Genomic DNA, 24584 nt, shown 5'->3' on the forward strand with positions numbered 1-24584 from the left:
ATCGCTGATGACGTACCGGTATCGTTATAAACTGGATTTGCAGATGTTTGCCGGGGAGAAGACGGAGAAAGCGACGCCCAAAAAGCGGCAGGAAGCAAGAAAAAAAGGCCAGGTCGCGAAAAGCCAGGATATATCCGGCTCGATCATTCTATTATCTACTTTTATGTGTCTTATGGCCTTTGGCGGCTATATCAAAGAAAGATTGGTCGCTTTGTTTACGGATATTTTTTACCACCGCTTGACGATGGATGTGACCAAGGAAAATGTAATGATCATGCTAGGGGATTATGCGGTTCAGATTCTTCTGCTGATTGCTCCGGTCTTTTTGGTTGTCGTTGTGATGGGGGTTATCGCCAACTATGCCCAGGTAGGATTCCTTCTTACCGGTGATCCGCTGAAGATGCATTTCAACAAGCTTGACCCGATCAAAGGGTTCAAAAAAATATTTTCCATGCGCTCGCTTGTGGAGTTTTTCAAATCGATATTTAAGCTGACGATCATCGGGTACCTGGTTTATACGACGATATGGGGGGCAAGAAGTCATCTCGCAACCCTTGGGAGAATCCCGGTGGAACAGGCATTTCACTTCACAGCGGAGCTCACAATGAATCTCGGCATTAAAATCGCCGCCGCTTTGCTCGTTTTGGCGGTGCTGGATTATATGTATCAAAAGTATGAGCATGAGAAGAGCCTTAAAATGTCCAAACAGGACGTGAAAGACGAGTACAAGAAAATGGAAGGCGACCCGCTCATCAAAGGCAAAATCCGGGAAAGACAGCGCCGCATGGCGCTGCAACGGATGATGCAAGAAGTGCCGAAGGCAGATGTGATCATTACCAACCCGACGCATTTTGCCGTAGCGCTGAAATATGACGGATCGCAAATGGAGGCTCCGCAGGTCGTGGCCAAAGGGCAGGACTTTGTCGCACTCCGGATCAAGGAGATTGCCAAGGAGCATGGTGTTGTTACGATTGAAAATAAGCCGCTGGCAAGGGCGCTGTTTCAGAGAGCGGAAATCGGGGATATGATTCCCGGCGATCTCTTTCAAGCCGTTGCCGAAGTACTGGCATATGTATATAAACTGCAAGGCAAAGTGAAATAAGTTCGGGATCGGAGGAAGAACCGGTGAAGAAGTTCAAAGATATATTCATCCTAGTAGGCATTATCGGCATTGTTCTAATCATGATCGTTCCGATCCCGACTTTGCTGCTGGATATTCTTCTCATCATTAACATATCGATTGCATTAATGATTTTGCTCGTAGCCATGAACACGAAGGAAGCGCTACAGTTCTCCATTTTCCCGGCGATGCTTCTTATTACGACCCTGTTCAGGCTGGCGCTGAACGTATCGACTACGAAGTTGATTCTAGGACAGGCCGAAGCAGGCCATGTCGTAGCAACCTTCGGGTCCTGGATTTCAAGAGGGGAGCCTGTTGTCGGCTTCGTAGTCTTCCTGATTCTGGTGGTTGTGCAGTTTATCGTAATTACGAAAGGGTCAGAGCGCGTAGCCGAAGTAGCGGCCCGCTTTACTCTCGATGCGATGCCTGGTAAGCAGATGAGTATTGACGCCGACCTCAACGCAGGGCTGATCAATGAACAGCAAGCCCGTGAGCGCCGGAGCAAGATTGAACGCGAAGCCGATTTTTATGGCGCGATGGATGGGGCGAGTAAATTCGTCAAGGGCGATGCGATTGCGAGTATCATCATCCTCCTTATCAACCTGATCGGCGGCTTTATCATCGGGATGACCATTCATGGTATGTCGTTCGGGGACGCTCTCTCGACTTATTCGATCTTGACGATCGGGGACGGTCTGGTCAGTCAGATTCCTGCACTGCTTATTTCTACGGCAGCCGGTCTTATCGTTACGCGGGCTTCCTCTGAAGGAAACCTGGCCGATGACATCACAGGACAGTTGTTTACGTATCCCAAGCTTCTTTATATCGTTGCCGGTACGATCGCGCTGCTCGGATTGTTTACGCCGATCGGTCCTTGGACCACGCTTCCTTTTGCGGGATTGATGATATATGCCGCTAGGCGGATGCAGAAGAATCTCGACAAAAGACAAATTGAGCAGGAGATTCAGGAAGAGGAGCAGCAAATCGAAGAGGTACGAAGTCCGGAGAGCGTGATCAACCTGCTGCAGGTTGATCCGATCGAGTTCGAATTCGGTTACGGGTTGATCCCGCTGGCCGATACGGGACAGGGCGGAGATTTGCTCGACCGGATTATTATGATCAGGCGCCAATGCGCGCTTGAAATGGGGCTTGTCGTACCGGTTATCCGCATTCGCGACAATATTCAACTAAAACCGAATGAATATGTCATCAAAATTAAAGGAAATGTCGTTGGCGGTGGTGAATTACTACTTAATCACTATTTGGCAATGAGTCCCGGGATGGATGACGATTCGATTACAGGCATTGAGACTCAGGAGCCTGCTTTCGGGCTTCCTGCGCTTTGGATCGATGAATCCACTAAGGACCGGGCAGAGTTGTCCGGCTATACCGTGGTCGATCCGCCGTCCGTTGTTGCTACGCATCTAACCGAATTGATCAAGAAACACGCGCATGAGCTGCTGGGAAGACAGGAGACAAAGGCGTTGGTCGACAATTTGAGAGAGAATTACGCTGTCCTTGTCGACGAACTGATTCCTTCCTTGCTCTCCATCGGGGATGTGCAGAAGGTGCTGGCCAAGTTGCTGCGTGAGAAGATTTCGATTCGCGATATGGTAACGATTTTTGAAACCCTGGCTGATTACGGGACTTATACGAAGGACCCCGAGGTTTTGACGGAATATGTCAGACAGGCGCTATCCAGACAAATCACCCAGCAATATACGCAGCAGGGTGAAACGATGAGGGTAATCACCGTGGGGCCTACGCTGGAGAAGAAGATTGCGGAAAGTGTGCAGCAGACCGATCAAGGCAGCTATTTGGCGCTTGATCCGATGTCGACACAGACTCTTTTCCAAAAGCTATCGGAGCAGATTAACCGCCTGCTTCAGACCGGTCAGCAGCCGATCGTATTGACTTCACCAACGATCCGGATGTATTTGCGGCAGGTTATTGAGAGAAGCATGCAGGATATTCCGGTACTGTCCTATAGTGAACTTGAACCTAACGTAGAAATTCAGAGTGTCGGAGTGGTGAACTTATGAGAGTAAAACGTTATATCGTCGACACGATGCCGGACGCCATGTCCAAAATACGCACCGAACTGGGAGCCGATGCCGTCATCTTGAGTACCAAAGATATGAAGGTCGGCGGATTTATGGGATTATTCGGCAAAAGAAAGATTGAGGTCATCGCAGCTTCTGAAGGCAACGACGGATCTCCTTCCAAACCGCAGCCGCAGACGGCGCGCATTGCACAGACTCCGATGGCGAGGCAGGCGGTTCCGGATGTTTACCGTAAATCCTCCCAATTAACGTCTCCTTCTTCATCGGGAGCGGGCAACACAGTGTTGCCTCCGGCCGCTCAGCCTACCCGACCTGCTCAGCAGGCGCGTCCCGCGATGATGCCCGGGCTGCAGGAAAGGGAGGAGTTGCCGGTCGCGGCGTCCATGCCGATGTCGACAGTCTCATCCGTGCGAAAACAGCCATCTGATGGGATCGCTAGGCCTGACATCGCCAGGGAGGAGACGGCTGCCAGTAGATGGGACGAAGCGTTGCGACAAGCCTCCTTGGAAGAGAAGAGGCCCCCTGCTCCTTCAGCATCGCCGGCCCCTAAGCCGGCAGAAGTGCTTAGCTTGAAGGAAGAGAAGCTGCTCGAAGAGATTCGCGAGATGAAGACCTGGATCGGTCAATTGGCGAGACAGCAGCACGAAAGCAGAGAGCTTCCTGAACCCCTGCCGGCGATTAAGAGCCGACTGGAATGCCAGGAGTTGTCCGCGGACCTGGTTGAGAAGTGGATTGATGCCGCTTATCGGGAATGGATCGAATCCGGCAAATCGGCTTCATCGGATGTGCTGGAAGCTGCTGTAAGAGCCGAGGCCGCTTCCTTCCTGCAAGGTCGTATCGGGGAAGGCATTCAGGACGAGACCAAAATCGTCTACATTGCCGGACCTACCGGAGTCGGAAAGACGACTACGATTGCGAAGCTGGCTGCGGATCAAATTTTCCGGGCACACAAAAAGGTAGGCTTTATAACGGCTGATACGTACAGGATATCGGCTATAGAGCAGCTCAGAACGTATTCTTCGATTTTAAATGTGCCGCTTGAAGTCGTTCAATCACCGGGCGACGTGCAGAGAGCGATGCAAAGGCTCTCCCATTGCGATTTGATCTTGATGGACACGGCAGGGCGGAATTATTTGAACGAAATTCATGTGGCCGAACTGCACAGCATGCTCAGCACGTCGGAGCAAAGCGAGACTTATCTGGTCCTAAGCCTGACGTCAAAGACACAAGACATGAAGAAAATTACGGAGCATTTCAGCCGGTACGGGCTGGACAAAGTGATTTTCACCAAACTGGATGAAACGGAAAGCGTGGGCCCTTTGTACAACTTGATTCACGACTACCCTCTGCGGGTTTCCTATATTGCCAACGGACAAAATGTCCCTGACGACTTGCTGACGGCGGATTCTGAATTGCTGCTGGATTTGATTACAGGAGCTCGTAACTCATGAGCGACCAGGCGCAAGCTCTTCGACAACTGGTAACTTCCCGAAGCGGTTTTGACCCGCAGTCAATAAGTAAAAAGAGCAATGCCCGTATTATTACCGTAAGCAGCGGAAAGGGTGGGGTCGGAAAATCCAACTTTACTCTCAACTTCGCTCTCGCTTTAAAGTCGTTTGGAAGCAAAGTCCTCATTTTTGACGCTGATATCGGCATGGCCAATATCGACGTTTTGATGGGAGTTCGCCCGAGATACAGTCTTTATCATTTATTGAAAGGCGAACGGGACATCACGGAGATCATCGAGCTTGGAACCGGCGGACTTCCCTTTATTGCGGGAGGTTCCGGCATGACGGATTTGTTTACCTTGTCGGAACAGGATCTCAACTACTTTACTTCTCAGATCGAGCAGATATCGGAAGAGATGGATTTCATCCTTTTTGATACCGGGGCAGGACTCTCCAAGGAAACTTTGAAGTTTATAACTGCCGCCGACGAGTGTTTGGTTGTAACGACCCCTGAGCCGACCTCGATAACCGATGCTTACGCACTCATCAAGGTGGTGCACGGGCTGGAGAAGGATGTAGCGTTCCGGCTGGTCATCAACCGGGTCGCGGGTGAAAGCGAAGCCAAGCAGGTTGCTGATAAAATTTCGCTAGTCGCGAAGCAGTTTCTGGATATGGATATTCCTACTCTTGGGTATTTGAGCGATGACGCACACGTCATGCAGGCGGTGAAGAAACAGATTCCGTTTTCTGCCGCTTTCCCGGGTTGTCCGGCAGCACGAGACATTCGAAGCCTGGCAATGAAATATATGGATGTTCCACAACTGAAGTCAAAGGATACTTTGTCAGGAATCAAAGGATTTATGCATAAATGGCTTAAGCGCGCAAAATGATTCTGTATAAAGGACAGGAGTGGAACGAGATATGCCTTATCGGGTGATGGTAGTTGACGATTCGGCGTTTATGCGGAAAATCGTTTCCGATCTTATTGAACAGGATCCGGCATTTCAAGTGCAGGGTACCGCCAAGAACGGAAGGGAAGCGCTTGATCTTATAGAGTCGCTCTCGCCGGACCTTGTCACCATGGACGTCGAAATGCCGGAGATGAACGGGCTTGAGGCACTAAAGCACATTATGGAGCAGCACCCTTTACCGGTGATTATGCTATCGGGCATCAATGAGCAGGGAATGCGGGAGACGATTATGGCTCTAGAACTCGGAGCGTTTGATTTTATCCGCAAGCCTTCGGCATCCACCAGCTCACATGATATCGAACAGGTGGGACGAGAGCTCAGGGAGCAAATCAGGGTTGCGATGCTGGCTAAGGAGCGAAGGGCGGCTAGGGCGGCTGCGCTGGAGACCAAAGCTCCGGAGCGGCTGCCTCCGGTCGAACTGGGCTTCTCGGCCTTGCATCTGACAAGCCTAAGCACGGCGCCGGCCCAAAGGAAACCCGGAAAGTCCAGGGAGTCCTTGTTGGACCGGGGGATTTCGGCAGATCAACCGAAGCGGAATTCGGAAGCGAAGGAAGTTCCGGCTTCCCGCAAGCCTTTGGCGAAACCTATAACCGACGCCAAACCGGCTCCGGCTGCATCGGCTACAAGGCCGGAGAGCAGGACGGCCATCGTCCAGAGCGACGCCAAAGTAGACAAGGAAGATTTGCACCAGGCGGTTTCGCCTAAGACCCGAAGCAAAGCGGAGACGCTTGCAACGGCGAAACCAGGGCAACGTCGTCCGGCCGAACCGCCGTCAAGGCAAGCTGCGGAATTAGAGCAGGCTGCGCGGGAGAGGGAAAGAGCAAAAGAAGCCGCGGCCCGCACGGAATTCACCGACCTGGTTGCGATCGGAACTTCAACCGGCGGTCCCAAAGCGTTAAAGGCTGTGCTGGAAAAGCTTCCTGCCAACTTCCCGGCTCCTATCGTGATCGTGCAGCATATGCCGCCGAATTTTACCAAATCGTTGGCCCAGCGCTTGAACAGTTTGAGTGAATTAAACGTGGTGGAAGCGGAAGAAGGAATGAGGCTTGAGGCGGGTACCGCTTATGTTGCACCCGGCGGCTATCATTTAAATGTAGTTCCGGCCTCGGACGGAAGCTATAAGGTGTCTCTGACGGGGCAAGAGCCCCGCAATGGGCACAGGCCGTCTGTCGATGTCATGTATGATTCACTTCTGCCCTTGCAAACTCTTAAGCGGCACATTGTACTCCTTACCGGTATGGGCAGCGATGGAGCCAGAAGCATGAAACGGCTGTACGAAGCCGGTGTAACTTCCACGATCGCGGAAAGCGAGGAATCCTGCGTTGTGTACGGAATGCCCCGCTCGGCGATCGAAATGGGCTGCGTCAGTCAGGTACTGCCGTTGCATGAAATTGGTTTCAAGCTTGCACAAGTTGTGAAATAAACGGAATCTCTTGAAGGAGGTGCCTCACCATGGACATGAACCAATATTTATCCATGTTTATCGATGAGTCGAATGATCACTTACAGTCATTAAACGAAAATATGCTGGAACTGGAGAACCGTCCTGATGATCTCGGGATCGTACAGGTAATCTTCCGCTCCGCCCATACACTGAAGGGCATGGCTGCCACAATGGGCTTCGAGGACTTGTCCTCCCTGACGCATCAAATGGAAAATGTGCTGGATCTGGTGCGCAACGATAAACTTAAAATGCAGGATTTTATTTTTGATACCTTGTTCCAAAGTCTTGATGCTCTGCAATCCATGGTTCAAGATATTACCCAGGGAGGGGAAGGCAAAGAGGATGTAAGTTCGATCGTTGCCTCCTTGCAATCGATTGTCCGCGGCGATATAGCGCCTTCCGGGCAACAATCGGGCGCGAAAGCGGCTGATAAGGCTTCGTCTGCAAGCGGTGCGGCCATTCGGCTGGATGAATTCCAATACTCGGTCCTCGAGCAATCGATTACCGAAGGACACAAAGTAATGTACATCGAAGTGGCCGTAAGGGAAGACTGCCAATTGAAAGCCGCTCGTGCTTATCTGGTGTTCGACCTGTTGGAACGGTACGGGGAAATTGTGAAATCGCATCCGTCTGTCCAGGAAATCGAGCAGGAACAGTTCGACCGGAGCTTCTCTCTCTATTACATAACTCAAAAAGAGGCTGCGGAACTTCAAGGCATGATTATGAATCTGTCCGAGATTGATTCGGCTCAGGTAGCGCTGCTGGATCATGAGACACTGAGCCAGCTGGATTCAGGAATTAAAGAGGCTTCAGTCGCTGTAGAAGCTGCCGAGCCGACTGCGAATAATGCGGAGAAGCCGGCTGCCGGCAGTAAAGCAGCCAAGCCGGAAGAAGGCAAAACGAGCGCCCGTCCTTCCGCCGTGTCGGCAGCACCTTCCAGAACGATTCGGGTCGATATCGATCGCCTGGATGTACTGATGAATTTGTTCAGTGAGCTTCTGATTGACCGATCCCGCCTTGAACAGCTGGCTTATGAAGTGAAACGCTCCGATCTGACCGAAACCGTGGAGCATATGAGCCGGGTCAGCAGCGATTTACAAAACATTGTCCTGAAGCTGCGGATGGTTCAAATCGACTCCGTATTCAACCGTTTCCCGCGGATGATTCGGGATTTGGCCAAATCGCTGGACAAAAAAATCGATCTGATCATCGTCGGGGCCGAAACTGAACTCGACCGGACCGTGATCGATGAAATCGGGGACCCTCTGGTCCATCTGCTGCGGAACGCCGTGGACCATGGCGTAGAGCCTTTGGAAGAACGGATTGCTGCGGGCAAACCGGAAACCGGAACAGTGGAATTGCGCGCGTTCCACAGCGGAAACCACGTATTTATCGAAATCGAGGATGACGGCCACGGCATCGATCGCGACAAAGTGCTTGCGAAGGCTTTGAAGAACGGCGTTGTTACTGAGAGCGAAGCCAGTACCCTGACCGATGAGCAGGTATTTATGTTATTGTTTGCTCCGGGCTTCAGTACGGCAGAAGTGATCTCCGATATCTCCGGCCGCGGCGTAGGACTTGATGTAGTTAAAACAAAAATCGAGTCGCTCAGCGGAGTTGTCTCGGTAGATTCCAAGCTTGGAAAGGGCACGAAGTTTTCGGTTCAGCTCCCATTGACGCTGTCGATCATTTCAGCGATGTTGATCAAGGTCGGATCTGAGAAATATGCGATTCCATTGTCCTCCATCGTGGAAACGGGACTTATCAGACGGGAGCAAATTCGTAAGGTTCACGGCTACACGATGATCCCGTACCGTGATTCCCATATCCCGCTAATGTCATTAGCCGAGCTGTTTGATGTACGGGACTTCGATGAGAAGTCCGAAGAAGAGACGGAAATCGTTGTCGTCCGCAAGGGGGACAGGCTTGCAGCTCTGACGGTTGAGGACTTTATCGGTCAGAACGAAATTGTAATCAAGAACCTGGGTAAGTATCTGCCTCCTGTTCAAGGTGTAGCCGGTGCTACCATTCTAGGGGATGGGCAAGTCGCTTTGATTATAGATCCGAATGCTTTCATTAAATAAAGCTGCTTTTCAACCCGGCTGCGCAAACTTAAGCCGGGACCAATAAGGAGGGATCCCCATGGGAGAGGAAATTAAAGTCATCGTTTTTAAACTGGGGCAAGAAGAATACGGCATCGAAGTGGACAAGGTTCAAACGATCGAACGCATGATGCCGATTACCCGTGTGCCCAAGACTTTTTCTTTTGTCAAAGGCGTAATCAATCTGCGCGGCGTCGTTATTCCGGTCATTGATTTACGCGGACGTTTTGGCCTGCCGGAAGCAGAGCATAGCGATCAAACACGGATTATTATCGTGGCGGCCAATGAGATGGAGGTTGGGTTTATCGTCGATTCGGCGAATGATGTCATCGACTTGAATTCGGACTCTATCGATTCTCCTCCCGATGTGGTCGGAGGCGTCAAAGCGAAGTATTTGCAAGGGGTGGCGCGTCTTTCCGACGAACGTCTGCTTGTAATGCTGAATTTATCAGAAGTACTGAACCGCAGTGAAATTATTCAATTGGAAAGTTTAGAGGGATAACCGGTGGATCTGTTTAAGGACTTTGAGGAATTCAAAATGGACGTGTTGAAGGAGGTCGGCAATATCGGCGCTGGAAACGCGGCCACCGCACTCTCCAGACTGCTGGATAAGCCGATTGACATGGCGGTTCCTAAAGTTCAGATGCTGCCGTTCGAAGCGATTGCTGAGCGGGTAGGCGGAGCCGAGAAGATCGTGCTTGCCGTCTTTTTCCGGGTCGAAGGGGATACGCCGGGCAATTTATTCTTTATTCTTAGCCCGGAGGCGGCCAAGAAGCTCTTGCATCGCCTTGCAGGCATCGAAGTCGAAAGCGGGGACAGCTTTTCCGAAATGGAATGGTCTGCGATCTCGGAGATCGGAAATATATTGGCCGGGTCCTATATTTCTTCCCTTGCCGATTTCACCTCGCTTTCAATGACCCCAACCGTTCCAGCGCTTGCGATGGATATGGCGGGAGCAATACTAAGCTATGGGCTGCTGCAATTTGGAGAAATGGGCGATTCCGCCATGCTGATTGATACGACCTTCATCGAAGGCAAGCATGAAGTGGAAGGACAGTTTTTCCTGATTCCAGACCCCGAGTCCTTTGCAAAAATTTTCGCTGCTTTGGGAGTGCCAATGAGCCATGATTGATGAGCAGCATATCGTTAAGGTTGGCATGGCGGACCTGAATGTGATTCGCGGACAGGGGTTAATCCGCACAACGGGGCTTGGATCATGTGTAGGGGTAACATTATTTGATCCATTGCTCAAGCTGGCCGGCCTTGCTCATGTCATGCTCCCTTCGTCCTCAATCGCGCGGGAAGGTGCGTTGAACATTGCCAAGTATGCCGACACGGCAGTCCCGGAGCTGGTTAACAAGCTAAAGGCGCTCGGCGCCTCGCAAAGTCGACTGGTTGCCAAAATGGCAGGGGGATCGCAAATGTTTACCTTTGCCGGAACCGGAGACTCGATGCGGATCGGTCCAAGAAATGTGGAATCCTGCAAAGCGATGCTGTCGCAGCTCGGCATTCCGCTCCTTGCCGAAGATACGGGGGGAAATTACGGAAGAACGATCGAACTCGACTGTGAAACGGGTATATTATTCATACGCAGTGTACAAATGGGTATAAAGGAATTGTAGCTATGTCAGGAAAATTCAGGTACTTTCTTCTTATTGGATTTATCGGATTCTTAATTACTTTTGCCGTTTCGGCCGGGAATAATCTGTTTATGACCAGTTTTATCCGGGGACTTATCGGATTTGCAGCTTGGTTTTTCCTGAGTTTCGCGGGAAGCTGGGTCTTCGGCTTTTTGAAGGAGCAGGACGTCCGTTCGGATGCCAGTGATCTTTCTGCAGCGCTGCAGGAACAAGAGCAAGTGCAAGAGTTAGACAAAGGAAACAGCCTCGATTTTACGACGCCGGATCAAAGCGAGGAATTGAACGAATTATTGAAGCAGTCGCCGGACAACCAGTCGCAATCACAGGCTCACGAGTTTACACCACTCCATCCGCCTAAATTAGTTAAAACACTTGACGACAAAGATCCTGAAGAGCTGGCTAAGGTCGTTCGTCACCTGACAGAAAAATAAGGAGGGTGAAGGCAATTGAACGAGCGGAAGACATCCCCTCTGAATTACGCCGATGTTTGGGAAAGATGGAAGGAACACGGTGATTTAGAGGCCAAGAAACAACTTATCGAGAAGTATCTGCATATTGTCGACTACGTTTCGGGACGTCTGGCGGTCGGTCTGCCCAAGAATGTTTCCAAAGATGATTTATCCAGCAACGGAGTTATGGGGCTGATTGACGCTGTCGAGAAATTCGATTATAAACGCGGACTACAGTTTGAAACATATGCTTCGTGGAGAGTTAGAGGAGCGATCTTGGACGGACTGCGTCAGGGGGACTGGGTTCCCCGTTCCGTAAGAGAGAAAGCCAAAAAAATTGAAGAAGGATACCAGCAGCTCGAACAGCAGTATCTTCGGACTGTCACGGATATGGAAATGAGCGAGCACTTGAACATCAGCGAGAAGGAATTTCAGAACATGCTCCAGGAAGTCGCGGTTATGACGCTCTGCTCACTGGAAGATCCGATCCGGGAAGAAGAATCGGAGACACGGCTGTCCATGCTTGTTGACGATAAAGCAAAGAATCCCGACTATAAAGTGCAGGAGTTTTATTTGCGTGAATCACTTGCCAAAGGGATTGAAAAATTGACGGAGAAGGAACGCACGGTCGTGTCTCTGTTATATTATGAAGATTTATCGCTGAGTGAAATCGCAGAAGTGATGTCTTTATCGCCTTCACGGATCTCCCAATTGCATTCCAAGGCAATACTGCGGCTGCGCGGCAGTTTGGAAAAGCACCGCGACCTGCTTATGCGGGAGGATTAGAGGAGCTCATTTTCTTATAAGTAGATGGAAGGAGGAACGACTCATGCAATTTACGGATGATTTGGGGCAAATCCTGAGTATCACTTTAAATGACGACAAGACAGTAGCCTACTTGCAATTTATGAAAAAAGAAGAGGACTTCTCCTGTACTATGGATGCGCTCCATCAGTTTCTGAATTCCCAGGGCATTAAATATGGAATTCAGGAAGATATCGTGAAACGGTTTGCCATCAATCCGAGAGAATACTTCTTCAGCAAAACGCCGATTGCGATTGGCGTAGAACCTCAGCAAGGGGAAGATGGTTCAATTCGTTATGCGGTTCCTATGGATGATGTCAGATTTAAGCCTTTGGAAACCGATGACGGCAAAGTGGATTACAAAGAGGTTAGTCGTCTTAATAATGTCCGGAAAGGGCAGTTAATCGCCGAATTAGTTCCTCCGCTTCCCGGTCGGCCCGGAACGGCAGTAACCGGTGAAGCCATTCCTAATAAAGCGGGAAAAGACGCCAGATTCAAGGTCGGCAAAAATGTGGTGTTGAATCCCGAGCAAACCGCTATGTACGCGGCCATCGACGGGTTGGTTACCCAGACGGACAAAGGAAAGTTGAATGTGTTTCCTGTCTACGAGGTTAACGGTGATGTCGATTACAGTACGGGAAATATTGATTTTGTAGGTACCGTCGTCATCCGCGGCAATGTTCTGACCGGTTTCAAAGTCAGTGCGGCCGGGGATATTCGTGTTGTTGGCGGCGTAGAAGGGGCCGAATTGTATGCGGAAGGTTCTATCGAGATTACCGGCGGAATCATCGGTTATAACAAAGGCTTGGTCAAAGCCGGACAAAATATCAAGAGTTCTTTCATCCAGGACGGCAACGTGCTGGCGGGTGAAAATGTAGTAGTGACCCAAAGTATCATGCATTCCAATATCCGTGCAGGAAAAGACGTCATTTGCAGCGGAACCAAAGGCTTAATCGTAGGCGGCAGCATTCAAGCCGGCGAAAAAGTGACTGCACGAATTATCGGGAATCCGATGTCGACGACGACATCGATTGAGGTCGGCGTGCTGCCCGAGCTTCGAAATGAATTGATGGAACTACGTCAGCAAGTCAAAGAAATTATGGCAAACTTGGACAAGTCCGAAAAGGCCCTGACTCTGTTGGACCAACTCGCTTCTTTGGGCAAATTGACTCCGGATAAGGTAGAGATGCGCTCAAAACTGGGATTGACCAAAAAATTGCATATCCAGGAAATGAACGACCTGAAAGACCGGATGCTTAATATTGAAAAGGCGTTGGAAGATACCGGAAAAGCTCAGGTGGATGTCCTGAAAATGATATACGGCGGTTCAAAAATCGTTATTGGCCGGTATACCAAATACATTAAAGAACCGATTTCACGCATGTCCTTTTATTTCAGCGAAGGTGATATTACTATGTCGGCTTACGTATAGAACCTTATGTCGATTGAATGATGAGGTGATCGTATGGATTTGAAAGCTGTTGAATTGCAAATCGCCGTTCCCCGGACCCAGGAAGTTGGACGTATTCAGCAAGAAGCGCAGCAAAGACCTCAGATCGATCAAAGTTTATTATCCACGGCGAACATGAAGGAACGCGAGCTCGACCGTCACCGGAGTTCGAATGTTGACGAAAGCGCGCACAACAGGACAATAAAACGGGAGGACAGTTCTTCCTCGGGTAATCAACGCCAGGGCCAAGCTTCACCAGAAGAGAAACAGGCGGCACAGGAGAAGGAACAACAGCCGGCTGATCATCCGTATAAGGGGAAACATATCGACTTGTCCCTTTAGACTATTTATTTTAGAGGTTGTTCAAAAAGTCATCTTTCCACGACGAAGTAGATCATGAAGCGGATTCGACGTCGAATCTTGAATTCAGCCGGGCCTTCCGTTGCTCACGTACCCCATGAGCAAATGCTTACGAAGTCGTTTTCTACGAAAACGTTTAGCTCCGCTACTCAGTCCCTAACTTCATCCGACCTAAAGCGTTTTACAAAAACGCACTTCGAAAGCATACGCTTCGGTCCTGAAAACCTGACTTTTTGAACACGCATTTTTACAGCAAAAGGTGAGGATTACATTGTCATTTGGAGATCCATGGTTTTATATTGTACTTTTGGGGGCGGCGGCGCTTGTCTATGCATTGCTTCTGCCGGGACGAAGTCCTGCTGCGAGCTCTAAGCCTGGAGTTTCGGACGGATTTGAAGCTACGCTGGAGCAGTATATGGCCGAGATCGAGAGAGAGAATGAGGAATTGATCGACCTTGTAGCTCAGATGAAGCAGGAGTTTACTTCAAAACAACTGGCCCATCAAGAGCAGATTGCCGAGCTGCGCCAGCGTTTGGCGGATGTGGAGTTTACATCCAGGTCTAATGCTTCCCGGCTGGAGCAATTGGAACAGGACGAGCAGGTTACGGCGGCTGTTCAGGGTAAGATTTCTTCGGATATTGACTCGACAACCTGGAAGCCTGAAGTTGCTGGTGCACCGTATAATGTTGCGGAAGGACTTCCCGGTGTCGCCGCTTCCCAGGTGTCCGGGCTCGCTGAATCTATCATTCCCGCAACCGCTCAACCGGAACCTTCCCAGCCGGACACGCTCGAGCCGGAGTTGACCGAGTCCGTTCGCGACCGGTACCCGGAGCTGTTTGATTTGTATGCAAAGGGGAAATCCGTGGATACGATCGCCAAAAGCACAGGTCTCCAACGCGGGGAAGTTCAGCTTATTCTTCAGCTTGCCAAGAGGGAGGAATCCCGATGATCCGCAATCGTCAATTTATGACAGGTCTTGGCATCGGTCTGATCGTAGGCGCGTTGCTGTTGCAGATTATGATGATCGGCCAGGGACCAAACGGTAAGCTGCAAACAAAGGAACAGATCGAGCAGGCGGCAGCCGCATTGAATTTGAAGGTTGTCTCGGCCGATCAGGAACTATTGACCGAGGAAGAGTGGCAGGAGAAGACTGAGCAAGAGCAAGCAGGATTGGATGAAGGAATCGAATCGGAAGATCCCGTGGATCCTTCAAATCCCGATGCGCCGAACACACCGGGCGCCCCTGACGATCCTGATTTACCGGGGGGGAAAGGCGCTGTCTCCGTCCCTGAAACGACCTCTCCGGCATCTCCCAAAGAACCTGACAAAGCCACGGTGACCTACAAGATCTCCCACGGCAGCACGCTGACCGGCGTGGCGGAGGGTTTGCTCAAGGCAGGCGTGATCAGCGACAAGGAAGCCTTCTTGCAGGCTGCGAAAGACAAGAAGATCAATTACAAAGTGCGTACCGGTACCTTTACCTTTGAACAAGGGGAAGATTTCGGCTCCATTATTTCGAAGATTTCAAGTACCGTAAAATAAAGAGAAAATATTGTAGTTTGGATACAGCGAGCTCCTGAATAGGGGCTTTTTTTGTTTCTTAATTGGAGATCTTCTCGCTTTTTGGCGTCCAAGCCGCAAACTTGGTTGCATCGTGTATTTACTTATGGTATATTAATTGACGGTGTTATAACGCACGCTGACCGATTTCATCAAGGGTGCTCTCATAATGAGAGTCTTGACGGAAGATGAGGCCGGCGGAGGAAGCATCAAAAAACCAAACTTAGGAGGTGCGTGAAGATGGCAGTAATCTCCATGAAACAACTGCTTGAAGCAGGCGTTCACTTCGGACACCAGACTCGTCGTTGGAACCCGAAAATGGATCGTTATATCTTCACTGAAAGAAACGGAATTTACATTATCGACCTGCAAAAAACGGTCAAGAAAGTTGAAGAAGCTTATAACTTCGTTAAAAGCGTAGCTGAAGAGAATGGCACCATTCTTTTCGTAGGCACGAAGAAACAAGCTCAAGACTCCGTGAAGGAAGAAGCAGAACGCGCTGGTCAATTCTACATTAACCAACGCTGGCTCGGCGGTACGCTGACCAACTTCCAAACGATTCAAAAGCGGATCGACCGTTTGAAGCAATTGGAATCTTGGGAAGAAGACGGTACTTTCGCTGTCTTGCCTAAGAAAGAAGTTATCATTCTTCGCAAAGAAAAAGATCGTCTCGAGAAATTCCTGGGCGGAATCAAGAACATGAAGGGCTTGCCAAGCGCTCTGTTCATCATCGATCCTCGCAAAGAACGCATCGCGGTTGCTGAAGCCCGCAAATTGGGTATCCCAATCGTAGGTATCGTTGATACCAACTGCGATCCGGACGAAATCGACTACGTGATTCCTGGTAACGATGACGCGATCCGCGCGGTTAAACTGCTCACCAGCAAAATGGCTGACGCTGTAATCGAAGCGAACCAAGGCGAGCAAACTACGGCTTAATATTGAAACAATACCGATAGAATTAAATTAAAAAGGGTGGTTGGTAGGTGTCAAACCTCTCACTACCCTTTTTTTAAGAGATATTTTAAAGTGAAAGTTATCCAATCTTATTGTGGAGGTAATATAAACATGGCTGTTGATGCTAAATCTGTAAAAGAACTGCGTGAAAAAACAGGTGCGGGTATGTTGGATTGCAAAAAAGCACTTGAAGAAGCAAACGGAGATTTGACGAAAGCGATTGAGATTCTTCGTGAAAAAGGTCTTTCCGCTGCAGCGAACAAAGCTGGACGTATCGCTACGGAAGGCGTTGTAGAATCCTACATCCATGCCGGCGGCCGGATCGGCGTACTGGTTGAAATCAACTGCGAAACTGACTTCGTTGCGAAGACAGATCAGTTCAAAGATTTCGCTCGTGACATCGCAATGCATATCGCGGCTATGAGCCCACGTTATGTACGTCGTGAAGAAGTTCCACAAGAAGAAGTGGAAAAAGAAAAGGAAATTTTGAAGGCTCAAGCGCTTAACGAAGGCAAGCCTGAGAAAATCGTTGAAAAAATGGTTGAAGGCCGTATCAGCAAGTACTACGAAGAGTTCTGCTTGCTTGAGCAATCCTTCGTCAAAGACCCTGACAAAACGATCTCCGCATTGGTTAATGAGAAGATCAGCGCTATCGGCGAGAACATCTCGATCCGTCGTTTCGTTCGTTATGAACTGGGCGAAGGCATGGAGAAAAAAGTGGATAACTTCGTTGAAGAAGTTATGGCTCAAGTTAGACAATAAGATTAACAAGTTAGAACCATCATATAATTGAATGTCTGAAAAGTTGGAACACGCCGTGTTCCTTCTTTTTTAACCTGACACCCGCATAGCTTATTTCAGTAGGGGGTCTATAGTGGAGGTATACAATTGAAACAGCCAGTTTTTAAACGTGTTGTCTTGAAGGTTAGCGGTGAATCGCTGGCCGGGCAAAATGGGTACGGTATCGATGCCGAGACGATTTCGTCGATCGCCCAGCAGGTGAAAGAAGTCGTTGAGCTCGGAGTTCAAGTCGCCATCGTATGCGGAGGCGGTAACATTTGGCGGGGCATTGCAGGCAGCGCCAAAGGAATTGACCGCGCAACTGCAGACTATATGGGGATGCTGGCCACGGTTATGAATTCGCTGGCTTTGCAGGACGCGCTCGAACAAATCGAGGTCCCTACACGGGTGCAAACCTCCATCGCAATGCAGCAAATCGCCGAGCCGTACATTCGCCGCCGGGCTATCCGTCATTTGGAAAAGGGCAGAGTCGTGATCTTTGCCGCCGGTACGGGAAATCCGTTCTTCTCTACCGATACGACCGCCGCGCTGCGCGCAGCGGAAATCGAAGCAGAAGTAATTTTGATGGCGAAGAACAAAGTAGACGGGGTTTATTCGGCGGATCCTTTTGTCGACCCGACTGCAGAGAAATACGAAATTCTTACTTACTTAGAAGTGCTTAACAAAAACCTGGGTGTTATGGATTCGACAGCATCGTCGCTGTGCATGGACAATAACATCCCGCTGATTGTATTTGCCATTACGGAACAAGGGAATATCAAACGTGTCGTTCTGGGCGAGAAGATCGGGACGATTGTCAAAGGGAGTGTAGATTAAATGCCGCAAAGTATCAAAACTCATGCCGAAGAACGCATGGATAAAGCGATCCAGGCACTTAAACGAGATCTTGCTACGCTTCGGGCCGGAAGAGCCACGCCTTCTCTGCTTGATCGGATTCAAGTGGATTACTACGGTTCACCGACTCCGGTAAATCAGCTTGCCAACATTAATACACCGGATACCCGCACCCTTATGATTCAGCCTTGGGACAAATCGTCCTTGGCCGATATCGAGCGGGCGATCCAAAAGTCCGACCTGGGCTTGACACCTGCCAACGACGGGACGTCGATCCGACTCTCCATTCCGGCTTTGACGGAAGAGCGTCGTTTGGAACTTGTGAAAATGACGAAGAAGTTCGGAGAAGAGGCGAAGGTAGCGATCCGCAACATTCGCCGCGATGCGAACGATGATATCAAAAAGTTGGAGAAAACCGACATCTCTGAAGACGAATCGCGCAGACATCAGGAAGATATCCAAAAAACGACCGATAAATTTATCGCGGAAGTGGATAAAGTGCTTGCTGCGAAAGAAAAAGAGATCATGGAAGTTTAAGAGACATATTGCGGCCCCTCCTTTTACGGTGGGGTTTTGTCTCTTTTTCATCACCGGCTGGAGGAAGAGCAATGAAAAATGTTTTTGGGTTCTGGCGAAAAAAAGGGAATGGCTCTGTGTCTGTATCTGTGCCTGACAGCGATAATATCCCTAAGCATGTCGCTATTATTATGGACGGCAACGGCCGTTGGGCGCGCAAGCTCGGCTTGCCGCGCATCGTCGGCCACCGGAACGGAATGAAGGCTGTTAAACGGGCAACGATTGCGGCGGATGAGCTTGGAATTTCCGTCTTAACGCTTTATGCCTTTTCGACAGAGAACTGGAAACGGCCAAAGGATGAGGTCGACTTTTTGATGTCGCTTCCCCAAGAATTTTTGGCACTGGAACTCGAGGAATTGATTCAGAAAAACGTTCAGGTCCGGATGATGGGACATACCGAGGAACTTCCGGAGCATACGATTTCCGCCATGGAAGAAGCCATTGAGCGGACCAAAAACAATACGGGACTTATTTTGAATTTTGCGCTCAACTATGGAAGCCACCGGGAAATCACGGAATGCGTTAAAGAACTTGCCCGCGATGTGAAAGATGGCAAAATCCAGCCCGAGGAAATTACTCAGGATATGATCGGTTCCGGCCTCTTGACCGGCGGATTGCCTGACCCTGATTTGCTCATTCGGACCGGCGGCGAGCTGCGGCTCAGTAATTTTATGTTATGGCAAACGGCATATAGCGAACTATGGTTTACGGATCTGTACTGGCCTGAATTCGGACGCGAGCAATTGTTTGCTGCGGTAACGGAGTATCAAAGACGAACTCGGCGGTATGGCGGATTATCCTAGCGGGATGGAAGGTGTAGACAGTTGAAACAACGGTTGATAACTGGAATTATAGCCGGAGGCGGATTCCTCGGGCTCTGTCTGGCAGGAGGGATTTGGTATCATGGGCTTGTCTTGGTCATGGCCTTGATCGGATTTTATGAATTCGTGCGTATGACGAAGACTCCGGCTTTTGGCGGCACCGCTGTGATCGGGTATCTGGGCGTACTATACGTCGTGTTTCCGTGGAAGCTGCTCGGACTGGACATGCCGCTGAACTTACTGTCGGTATTCTGGCTGCTGATGCTGCTGTTTCTTGTCGTTACCGTTGTTTCCAAAAACGGGATTCCGATCGGACAAGTTGCACTGCTGTTTCTTGGCATGGTTTACGTCGGCGTGGGCTTTGCTTATCTTGCTGATACGCGAAGTACTGCGGATGGGCATGGACTGTTTTGGACCTTCCTGATGCTTGCTTCGATCTGGAGCAGCGATGCCGGTGCTTATTTTGTGGGCCGGAGATTCGGCAAGAACAAGTTGTGGCCTGCAATCAGCCCTAATAAGACTGTGGAAGGCGCGATTGGAGGCATCATATGCGCGGTTATCGTCGCCGTTATTTTTGCATTGGCTTCCGGTGGCCTGCTCACGATTGGAAGAGCGCTTATTCTTGGCGTGTCGGCTGCTGTAGTGGGTCAGATGGGCGACTTAATCCAATCGGCTTACAAACGGGTGTACGGCATAAAGGATTCCGGTAATTTGCTGCCCGGTCATGGCGGTATTCTGGATCGCTGCGATAGTTGGATCGCCGTTTTTCCGTTTGTACATATATTATCTTTACTTCCGGTGTTCTGAAATTATTGAGGTGAGAGGTGCGCGTAATGAAAAAACTAGCAATCATCGGCTCGACCGGCTCCGTCGGTACCCAGACCCTCGATGTCATAACTCAGCATGCTGATCAGTTTGAGGTGGAAGGGCTGGCCGCAGGTTCCAATGCCGATCTCTTCGTGGAGCAGGTAAACAAGTTCCGTCCGAAAAAAGCTTCCGTCTCGACTAAAGAAATTGCGGACCGGGTCCGCCCCTTGATACCGTCGGGAGTGGAGTTGTATTACGGAGAAGAGGGACTAATCGAGGTAGCTGCCGGAACCGAAGCGGAAACGGTCGTTACTGCGATTGTAGGGAGCGCGGGGTTGCCGGCTACATTGGCTGCGATTTCCGAAGGCAAACATATTGGACTGGCTAACAAAGAAACGCTGGTGACTGCGGGTCATCTCGTAACCGGATTGGCCAAGAAAAAGGGAGTATCCCTGTTGCCCGTGGACAGCGAACATTCAGCGATTTTTCAATGTCTTAATGGTGAACGGATGGAAGATGTGGAGCGGATTACGCTCACGGCATCCGGAGGCTCCTTCCGGGATTTGAGCAGGGATCAGCTACAGCATGTCACCGTTGAGGATGCTCTTAAGCATCCGAACTGGTCCATGGGTGCCAAAATAACGATCGATTCGGCCACGATGGTCAACAAAGGATTGGAAGTGATTGAGGCCCGCTGGTTGTTCGGGATGAGCTTCGAACAGATCGGCGTTCTACTGCACCCGGAAAGCATCGTCCACTCTTTCGTTGAGTATCGTGACGGGAGCGTGATCGCTCAGCTCGGTACGCCGGATATGCGTGTGCCGATCCAATACGCGCTTAGCTATCCGGAGCGTTGGACTTCAAGCACCAAACGGCTGTCCTTGGCCGAAGTGGGCAAGCTTCATTTTCGCGAAATGGATATGGTACGTTATCCTTGTTTAAGACTGGCCTTCGAATGTGGTAAAATAGGAGGAACGGCAACTAGCGTATACAATGCGGCTAATGAAGTCGCCGTAGCCCGGTTTTTGAACAGAGAGATCTCTTTTTTGCAAATTGAACATATTATCGAAAGTGTTCTGTCCAGACATGAGGTTCAGGCTGAACCGGATCTGGATGCTATCAAAGAAGCCGACCGGTGGGCCCGCGAAACAGCGCGGTCTTTGTAAGTCCCGAGGAGTATTTTTTCTTTCGGAGCGGAAAAGTTCCATCCCGGTATTCTCTTGTACCTGATCGGAGAATAATGATAATCTAAAAGAACGTTGGACGATCCGTGGCCAAAAGGAGGATGCTTACGATTGGAATTGCTTAAAATTATATTTTTGACTGTTCTCATGTTCTTCGTGATAGTTACGGTGCATGAGTGGGGACATTATTTCTTTGCCAAGCGCGCCGGAATTCTCGTAAGGGAGTTTGCGATCGGCTTCGGTCCCAAACTGTTCTCTTACAAAAGGGATGAGACGCAATTTACCCTTCGGCTGCTGCCCTTCGGCGGGTATGCCCGGATGGCCGGGGAAGATCCGGAGCTAGTCCAGATTTCGAACGGGCAAACCGTAGCGTTAAGGCTGGATGGCGAAGAAGTCCGAAAAATATATCTGGATCGTCTCGATAGCCGGAAAAATGTAATCCGCGGCGAAGTGAGCGATGTAGATCTGGAAGACCGGCTCATCGTCAAGCTGGATGTCGACGGAGAAGAGTTAAACTATCGCGTGCATCCGCAAGCGATGCTGGTGGCGAAGGGCAAAGAAACCCAAATCGCACCGAAGGACCGCCAATATGGCAGCAAAACGGTGGGCCAGCGTGCCCTGTCTATTTTTGCAGGCCCGCTGATGAACTTTATTCTCGCCTTCGTGCTCTTCGCGCTCCATACGCAGATGGCCGGTATTCCGCTTGCGGAGCCTAGTCATTTGCAAATCGGCGAAGTAATGAAAGGCATGCCGGCTCAAGAGGCCGGCGTTCAACAGGGTGATATTATCGAATCGGTGAACGGAAAGCCGGTCGGTACCGATGCGAACGGTTTGATCGACATGATCAAAGCATCCAAGGACAAGCCGATGGAATGGACGGTTAAACGGGGAGATCAGACCCTGGCGATCACGCTGACCCCACGTTCAGTGGATAAGGAAGAAGGCGGCAAGGTCGGAAGCACAATCGTTACTTATTTCCCTACGCGGAGCGCTTCGTTTGGAGAAACGTTCACCGTGGCAGGCAAAGATTTGGTTTACACGACCAAAGCGATATTTATCGGCTTTCAGCAGCTGATCAATAAATTCTCGATGGATGATTTAGGCGGTCCGGTGCGCACTTTTGAAGTTACCGGGCAAATCGCGAAGCAAGGAATTTCACAGTTGACTTACTGGGCGGCTATTCTCAGTCTGTATCTGGGGATATTCAATTTGCTACCGATTCCTGCGCTGGATGGAAGCCGGCTTGTGTTCCTGGGGGTTGAAGCCTTGCGGGGAAAACCGGTGGATCCGAACCGCGAGGGGCTTGTGCATTTTATCGGGTTTGCGATGCTGTTCTTGCTGATGATTGCGGTCACTTATAATGATATTTTGCGATTGATAGGCTAATTACGGGAGGACTAGGGTTTAATGGCTAACGAGGAGAAACAATTTGTTACGGAAATTACTCCGCAAGGAGAAGATTTTTCACGCTGGTATATTGATGTAATCAAGAAGGCGGATTTGATGGACTATTCGCCTGTACGCGGATGCATCGTTTTCAAACCGGACGGGTATGAAATTTGGGAACATATCCAGGCGGAGCTGGATCGCCGTTTTAAAGAAACGGGCCACCGCAATGCCTACTTCCCGTTGTTTATTCCCGAGAGCTTTTTCCAGAAGGAAAAAGAACATGTCGAGGGCTTCAACCCGGAGCTTCCTTGGGTAACCGAAGCGGCTGGCGAAAAGCTGGAGGAACGTTTGGCGATCCGTCCGACTTCGGAAACCATGATCGGGCATATGTATGAGAAATGGATTCAGTCTTATCGTGATTTGCCGGTATTGATCAACCAATGGGCCAACGTGGTTCGTTGGGAGAAACGGACATTGCCGTTCCTGCGCACGAGCGAATTCCTGTGGCAGGAAGGTCATACCGCGCATGAGGACGAAAAGGATGCCCGCGAAGAAACGATGCGGATGCTGGAAATTTATCGCGATTTCGTAGAGAACTATTTAGCGATTCCGGTAATTGTTGGCCAGAAGACGCCTTCGGAGAAATTCGCCGGCGCAGTGGATACGTATTCGATCGAAGCGATGATGAAAGACGGTCGTGCCGTTCAAGCGGGAACTTCGCATTATCTCGGTACGAACTTTGCGACCGCATTCGATATCCAATATTTGAACCGCGACAATGTCCGCGAGTATGTGCATACAACATCTTGGGGTGTCAGCACCCGGTTGATCGGCTCGCTGATCATGGTTCATGGCGATGACCGCGGCCTGGCTTTGCCGCCTAAAGTGGCACCGAAGCAGGTCATGATCATTCCGATCGGCCCTCCTAAAACCCGGGATGCCGTTGTAGGCCGGGCAGACGAACTGTTTGCCGAATTGAAAAAATCCGGCGTTCGCGTCGGGATTGACGACCGTGCGGATGTCCGTCCGGGCTGGAAGTTCAATGAATACGAAATGCGCGGCGTTCCGGTTCGTCTGGAAATCGGACCACGCGATATGGAGAACGGGGTTTGCGTGCTTGTATCCCGAATCAGCGGAGAGAAAAAAGTAATATCCCAGGAGAACCTGGTGGAAGAAGTGAAATCCATGCTGGATCAGGTGCATCAGGAAATGTTTGAACGCGCCAAAGCGTTCCGGGAGGAACACTTCTATTCCGTAGATACATTGGATGAAATGAAAGCAAGCATCGAAGAAAAGCGCGGCTTTACACTCGCCGGCTGGTGCGGCTCCGAAGCGTGCGAGCGTCATGTGAAGGAAGAAACGGGCGCTACAAGCCGGAACATTCCGTTTGATCCGGAGGTTACCAAAACGACTTGTCTGGTGTGTGGGGAAGAAGCGCGGCACACGGTTGTTTTTGCCAGAGCCTATTAGATGTTGTTCAAATAGTCATCTTTTGATCACGAAGTACTTCAGGTTGCAAATTCGACATCGAATCTTGAATTCAGGCGGGCCAAGAGGATGCTTTCGAAGTATGTTTCCTTCGGAAACATTTGAGGTGCTCACGTAGGTTTTGCCTACGCTCCGCTCCTCGGTCCCTCCTTCATCCAACCTTCTCGGTGCTGAAAAGTCGACTTTTTGAACACATACTATTAGTCGACAAACCTTTATTTTAGAAGGCTTCCGGCAGGAAACTGCCGACAGGTTCGATTCCTGTCGGACCCCCGCGCCGGGAGCCTTGTTGTTTGAGGAATACAAAAGCGTGTCG

At 50.2% G+C, this 24584-nt stretch carries 24 protein-coding genes; all 24 read left to right on the forward strand.

Going from position 1 to position 24584, the window contains the following annotated elements; genetic code table 11:
* The first annotated feature begins 7 nt into the window (after window positions 1–7).
* The 24 genes from flhB to proS all read left to right on the forward strand — a co-directional run bounded on the left by flhB (window position 8) and on the right by proS (window position 24250).
* Window positions 8–1102, forward strand: a complete 1095-nt coding sequence (gene flhB / locus KB559_RS08925; protein WP_211021366.1) for a flagellar biosynthesis protein FlhB — start codon at window positions 8–10, stop codon at window positions 1100–1102.
* 23 nt (window positions 1103–1125) lie between these two features.
* Window positions 1126–3162, forward strand: a complete 2037-nt coding sequence (gene flhA / locus KB559_RS08930) for a flagellar biosynthesis protein FlhA (protein ID WP_211021367.1) — start codon at window positions 1126–1128, stop codon at window positions 3160–3162.
* Window positions 3159–4634, forward strand: coding sequence for a flagellar biosynthesis GTPase FlhF (flhF, locus tag KB559_RS08935; protein ID WP_211021368.1), 1476 nt, complete (start codon window positions 3159–3161; stop codon window positions 4632–4634). Before flhA ends, flhF begins: the two co-directional genes overlap by 4 nt.
* Window positions 4631–5521: a MinD/ParA family protein gene (locus KB559_RS08940; protein WP_211021369.1), complete on the forward strand. Its 891-nt coding sequence runs from the start codon at window positions 4631–4633 to the stop codon at window positions 5519–5521. Before flhF ends, KB559_RS08940 begins: the two co-directional genes overlap by 4 nt.
* Before the next feature lie 31 nt (window positions 5522–5552).
* Window positions 5553–7025, forward strand: a complete 1473-nt coding sequence (cheB, locus tag KB559_RS08945; protein ID WP_211021370.1) for a chemotaxis-specific protein-glutamate methyltransferase CheB — start codon at window positions 5553–5555, stop codon at window positions 7023–7025.
* A 29-nt stretch (window positions 7026–7054) separates the two neighbouring features.
* Complete coding sequence (locus KB559_RS08950) at window positions 7055–9130, forward strand: chemotaxis protein CheA (RefSeq protein ID WP_211021371.1); 2076 nt, start codon at window positions 7055–7057, stop codon at window positions 9128–9130.
* A gap of 58 nt (window positions 9131–9188) precedes the next feature.
* A complete protein-coding gene (locus KB559_RS08955) occupies window positions 9189–9650 on the forward strand; it encodes a chemotaxis protein CheW (RefSeq protein ID WP_211021372.1) in 462 nt (153 codons plus the stop codon).
* 3 nt (window positions 9651–9653) lie between these two features.
* A complete protein-coding gene (locus KB559_RS08960) occupies window positions 9654–10280 on the forward strand; it encodes a chemotaxis protein CheC (RefSeq protein ID WP_211021373.1) in 627 nt (208 codons plus the stop codon).
* A complete protein-coding gene (locus KB559_RS08965) occupies window positions 10273–10770 on the forward strand; it encodes a chemotaxis protein CheD (RefSeq protein WP_211021374.1) in 498 nt (165 codons plus the stop codon). The genes KB559_RS08960 and KB559_RS08965 overlap by 8 nt, the downstream gene beginning before the upstream one ends.
* Before the next feature lie 2 nt (window positions 10771–10772).
* Window positions 10773–11219: a hypothetical protein gene (locus KB559_RS08970; protein WP_211021375.1), complete on the forward strand. Its 447-nt coding sequence runs from the start codon at window positions 10773–10775 to the stop codon at window positions 11217–11219.
* Between the two features lie 15 nt (window positions 11220–11234).
* Entirely contained in the window at window positions 11235–12023 is a 789-nt protein-coding gene (locus KB559_RS08975; protein WP_211021376.1) for a FliA/WhiG family RNA polymerase sigma factor, read from the forward strand.
* A 43-nt stretch (window positions 12024–12066) separates the two neighbouring features.
* Window positions 12067–13473, forward strand: a complete 1407-nt coding sequence (locus KB559_RS08980; protein ID WP_211021377.1) for a DUF342 domain-containing protein — start codon at window positions 12067–12069, stop codon at window positions 13471–13473.
* A 33-nt stretch (window positions 13474–13506) separates the two neighbouring features.
* Window positions 13507–13833 carry a hypothetical protein gene (locus KB559_RS08985; protein WP_211021378.1) on the forward strand — a complete coding sequence of 109 codons (327 nt, stop codon included), beginning with the start codon at window positions 13507–13509 and terminating at the stop codon, window positions 13831–13833.
* A 289-nt stretch (window positions 13834–14122) separates the two neighbouring features.
* A complete protein-coding gene (locus KB559_RS08990) occupies window positions 14123–14800 on the forward strand; it encodes a hypothetical protein (RefSeq protein ID WP_211021379.1) in 678 nt (225 codons plus the stop codon).
* Window positions 14797–15393: a hypothetical protein gene (locus tag KB559_RS08995; RefSeq protein ID WP_211021380.1), complete on the forward strand. Its 597-nt coding sequence runs from the start codon at window positions 14797–14799 to the stop codon at window positions 15391–15393. The genes KB559_RS08990 and KB559_RS08995 overlap by 4 nt, the downstream gene beginning before the upstream one ends.
* Window positions 15394–15651: 258 nt before the next feature.
* Window positions 15652–16350 (forward strand): 30S ribosomal protein S2, encoded by a 699-nt coding sequence (rpsB, locus tag KB559_RS09000; RefSeq protein WP_211021381.1) that lies wholly within the window; start codon window positions 15652–15654, stop codon window positions 16348–16350.
* A 129-nt stretch (window positions 16351–16479) separates the two neighbouring features.
* Entirely contained in the window at window positions 16480–17130 is a 651-nt protein-coding gene (tsf, locus tag KB559_RS09005; protein ID WP_211021382.1) for a translation elongation factor Ts, read from the forward strand.
* A gap of 126 nt (window positions 17131–17256) precedes the next feature.
* A complete protein-coding gene (gene pyrH, locus KB559_RS09010; RefSeq protein WP_211021383.1) occupies window positions 17257–17985 on the forward strand; it encodes a UMP kinase in 729 nt (242 codons plus the stop codon).
* Window positions 17986–18540, forward strand: coding sequence for a ribosome recycling factor (gene frr / locus KB559_RS09015; RefSeq protein WP_211021384.1), 555 nt, complete (start codon window positions 17986–17988; stop codon window positions 18538–18540).
* A gap of 71 nt (window positions 18541–18611) precedes the next feature.
* Complete coding sequence (locus KB559_RS09020; RefSeq protein ID WP_211021385.1) at window positions 18612–19382, forward strand: isoprenyl transferase; 771 nt, start codon at window positions 18612–18614, stop codon at window positions 19380–19382.
* A 21-nt stretch (window positions 19383–19403) separates the two neighbouring features.
* A complete protein-coding gene (locus KB559_RS09025; protein ID WP_211021386.1) occupies window positions 19404–20207 on the forward strand; it encodes a phosphatidate cytidylyltransferase in 804 nt (267 codons plus the stop codon).
* A gap of 26 nt (window positions 20208–20233) precedes the next feature.
* Complete coding sequence (locus KB559_RS09030) at window positions 20234–21373, forward strand: 1-deoxy-D-xylulose-5-phosphate reductoisomerase (RefSeq protein ID WP_211021387.1); 1140 nt, start codon at window positions 20234–20236, stop codon at window positions 21371–21373.
* 129 nt (window positions 21374–21502) lie between these two features.
* The gene (gene rseP, locus KB559_RS09035) at window positions 21503–22777 is read left to right on the forward strand and encodes an RIP metalloprotease RseP (protein WP_211021388.1); all 1275 of its coding nucleotides are present in this window, start codon (window positions 21503–21505) and stop codon (window positions 22775–22777) included.
* Window positions 22778–22798: 21 nt separating this feature from the next.
* Window positions 22799–24250 carry a proline--tRNA ligase gene (proS, locus tag KB559_RS09040; RefSeq protein ID WP_211021389.1) on the forward strand — a complete coding sequence of 484 codons (1452 nt, stop codon included), beginning with the start codon at window positions 22799–22801 and terminating at the stop codon, window positions 24248–24250.
* Window positions 24251–24584: the final 334 nt, after the last annotated feature.

It is taken from the genome of Paenibacillus sp. Marseille-P2973 (genome assembly GCF_018101095.1).
GTDB classification, from domain to species: Bacteria; Bacillota; Bacilli; order Paenibacillales; family Paenibacillaceae; genus Fontibacillus; species Fontibacillus vini.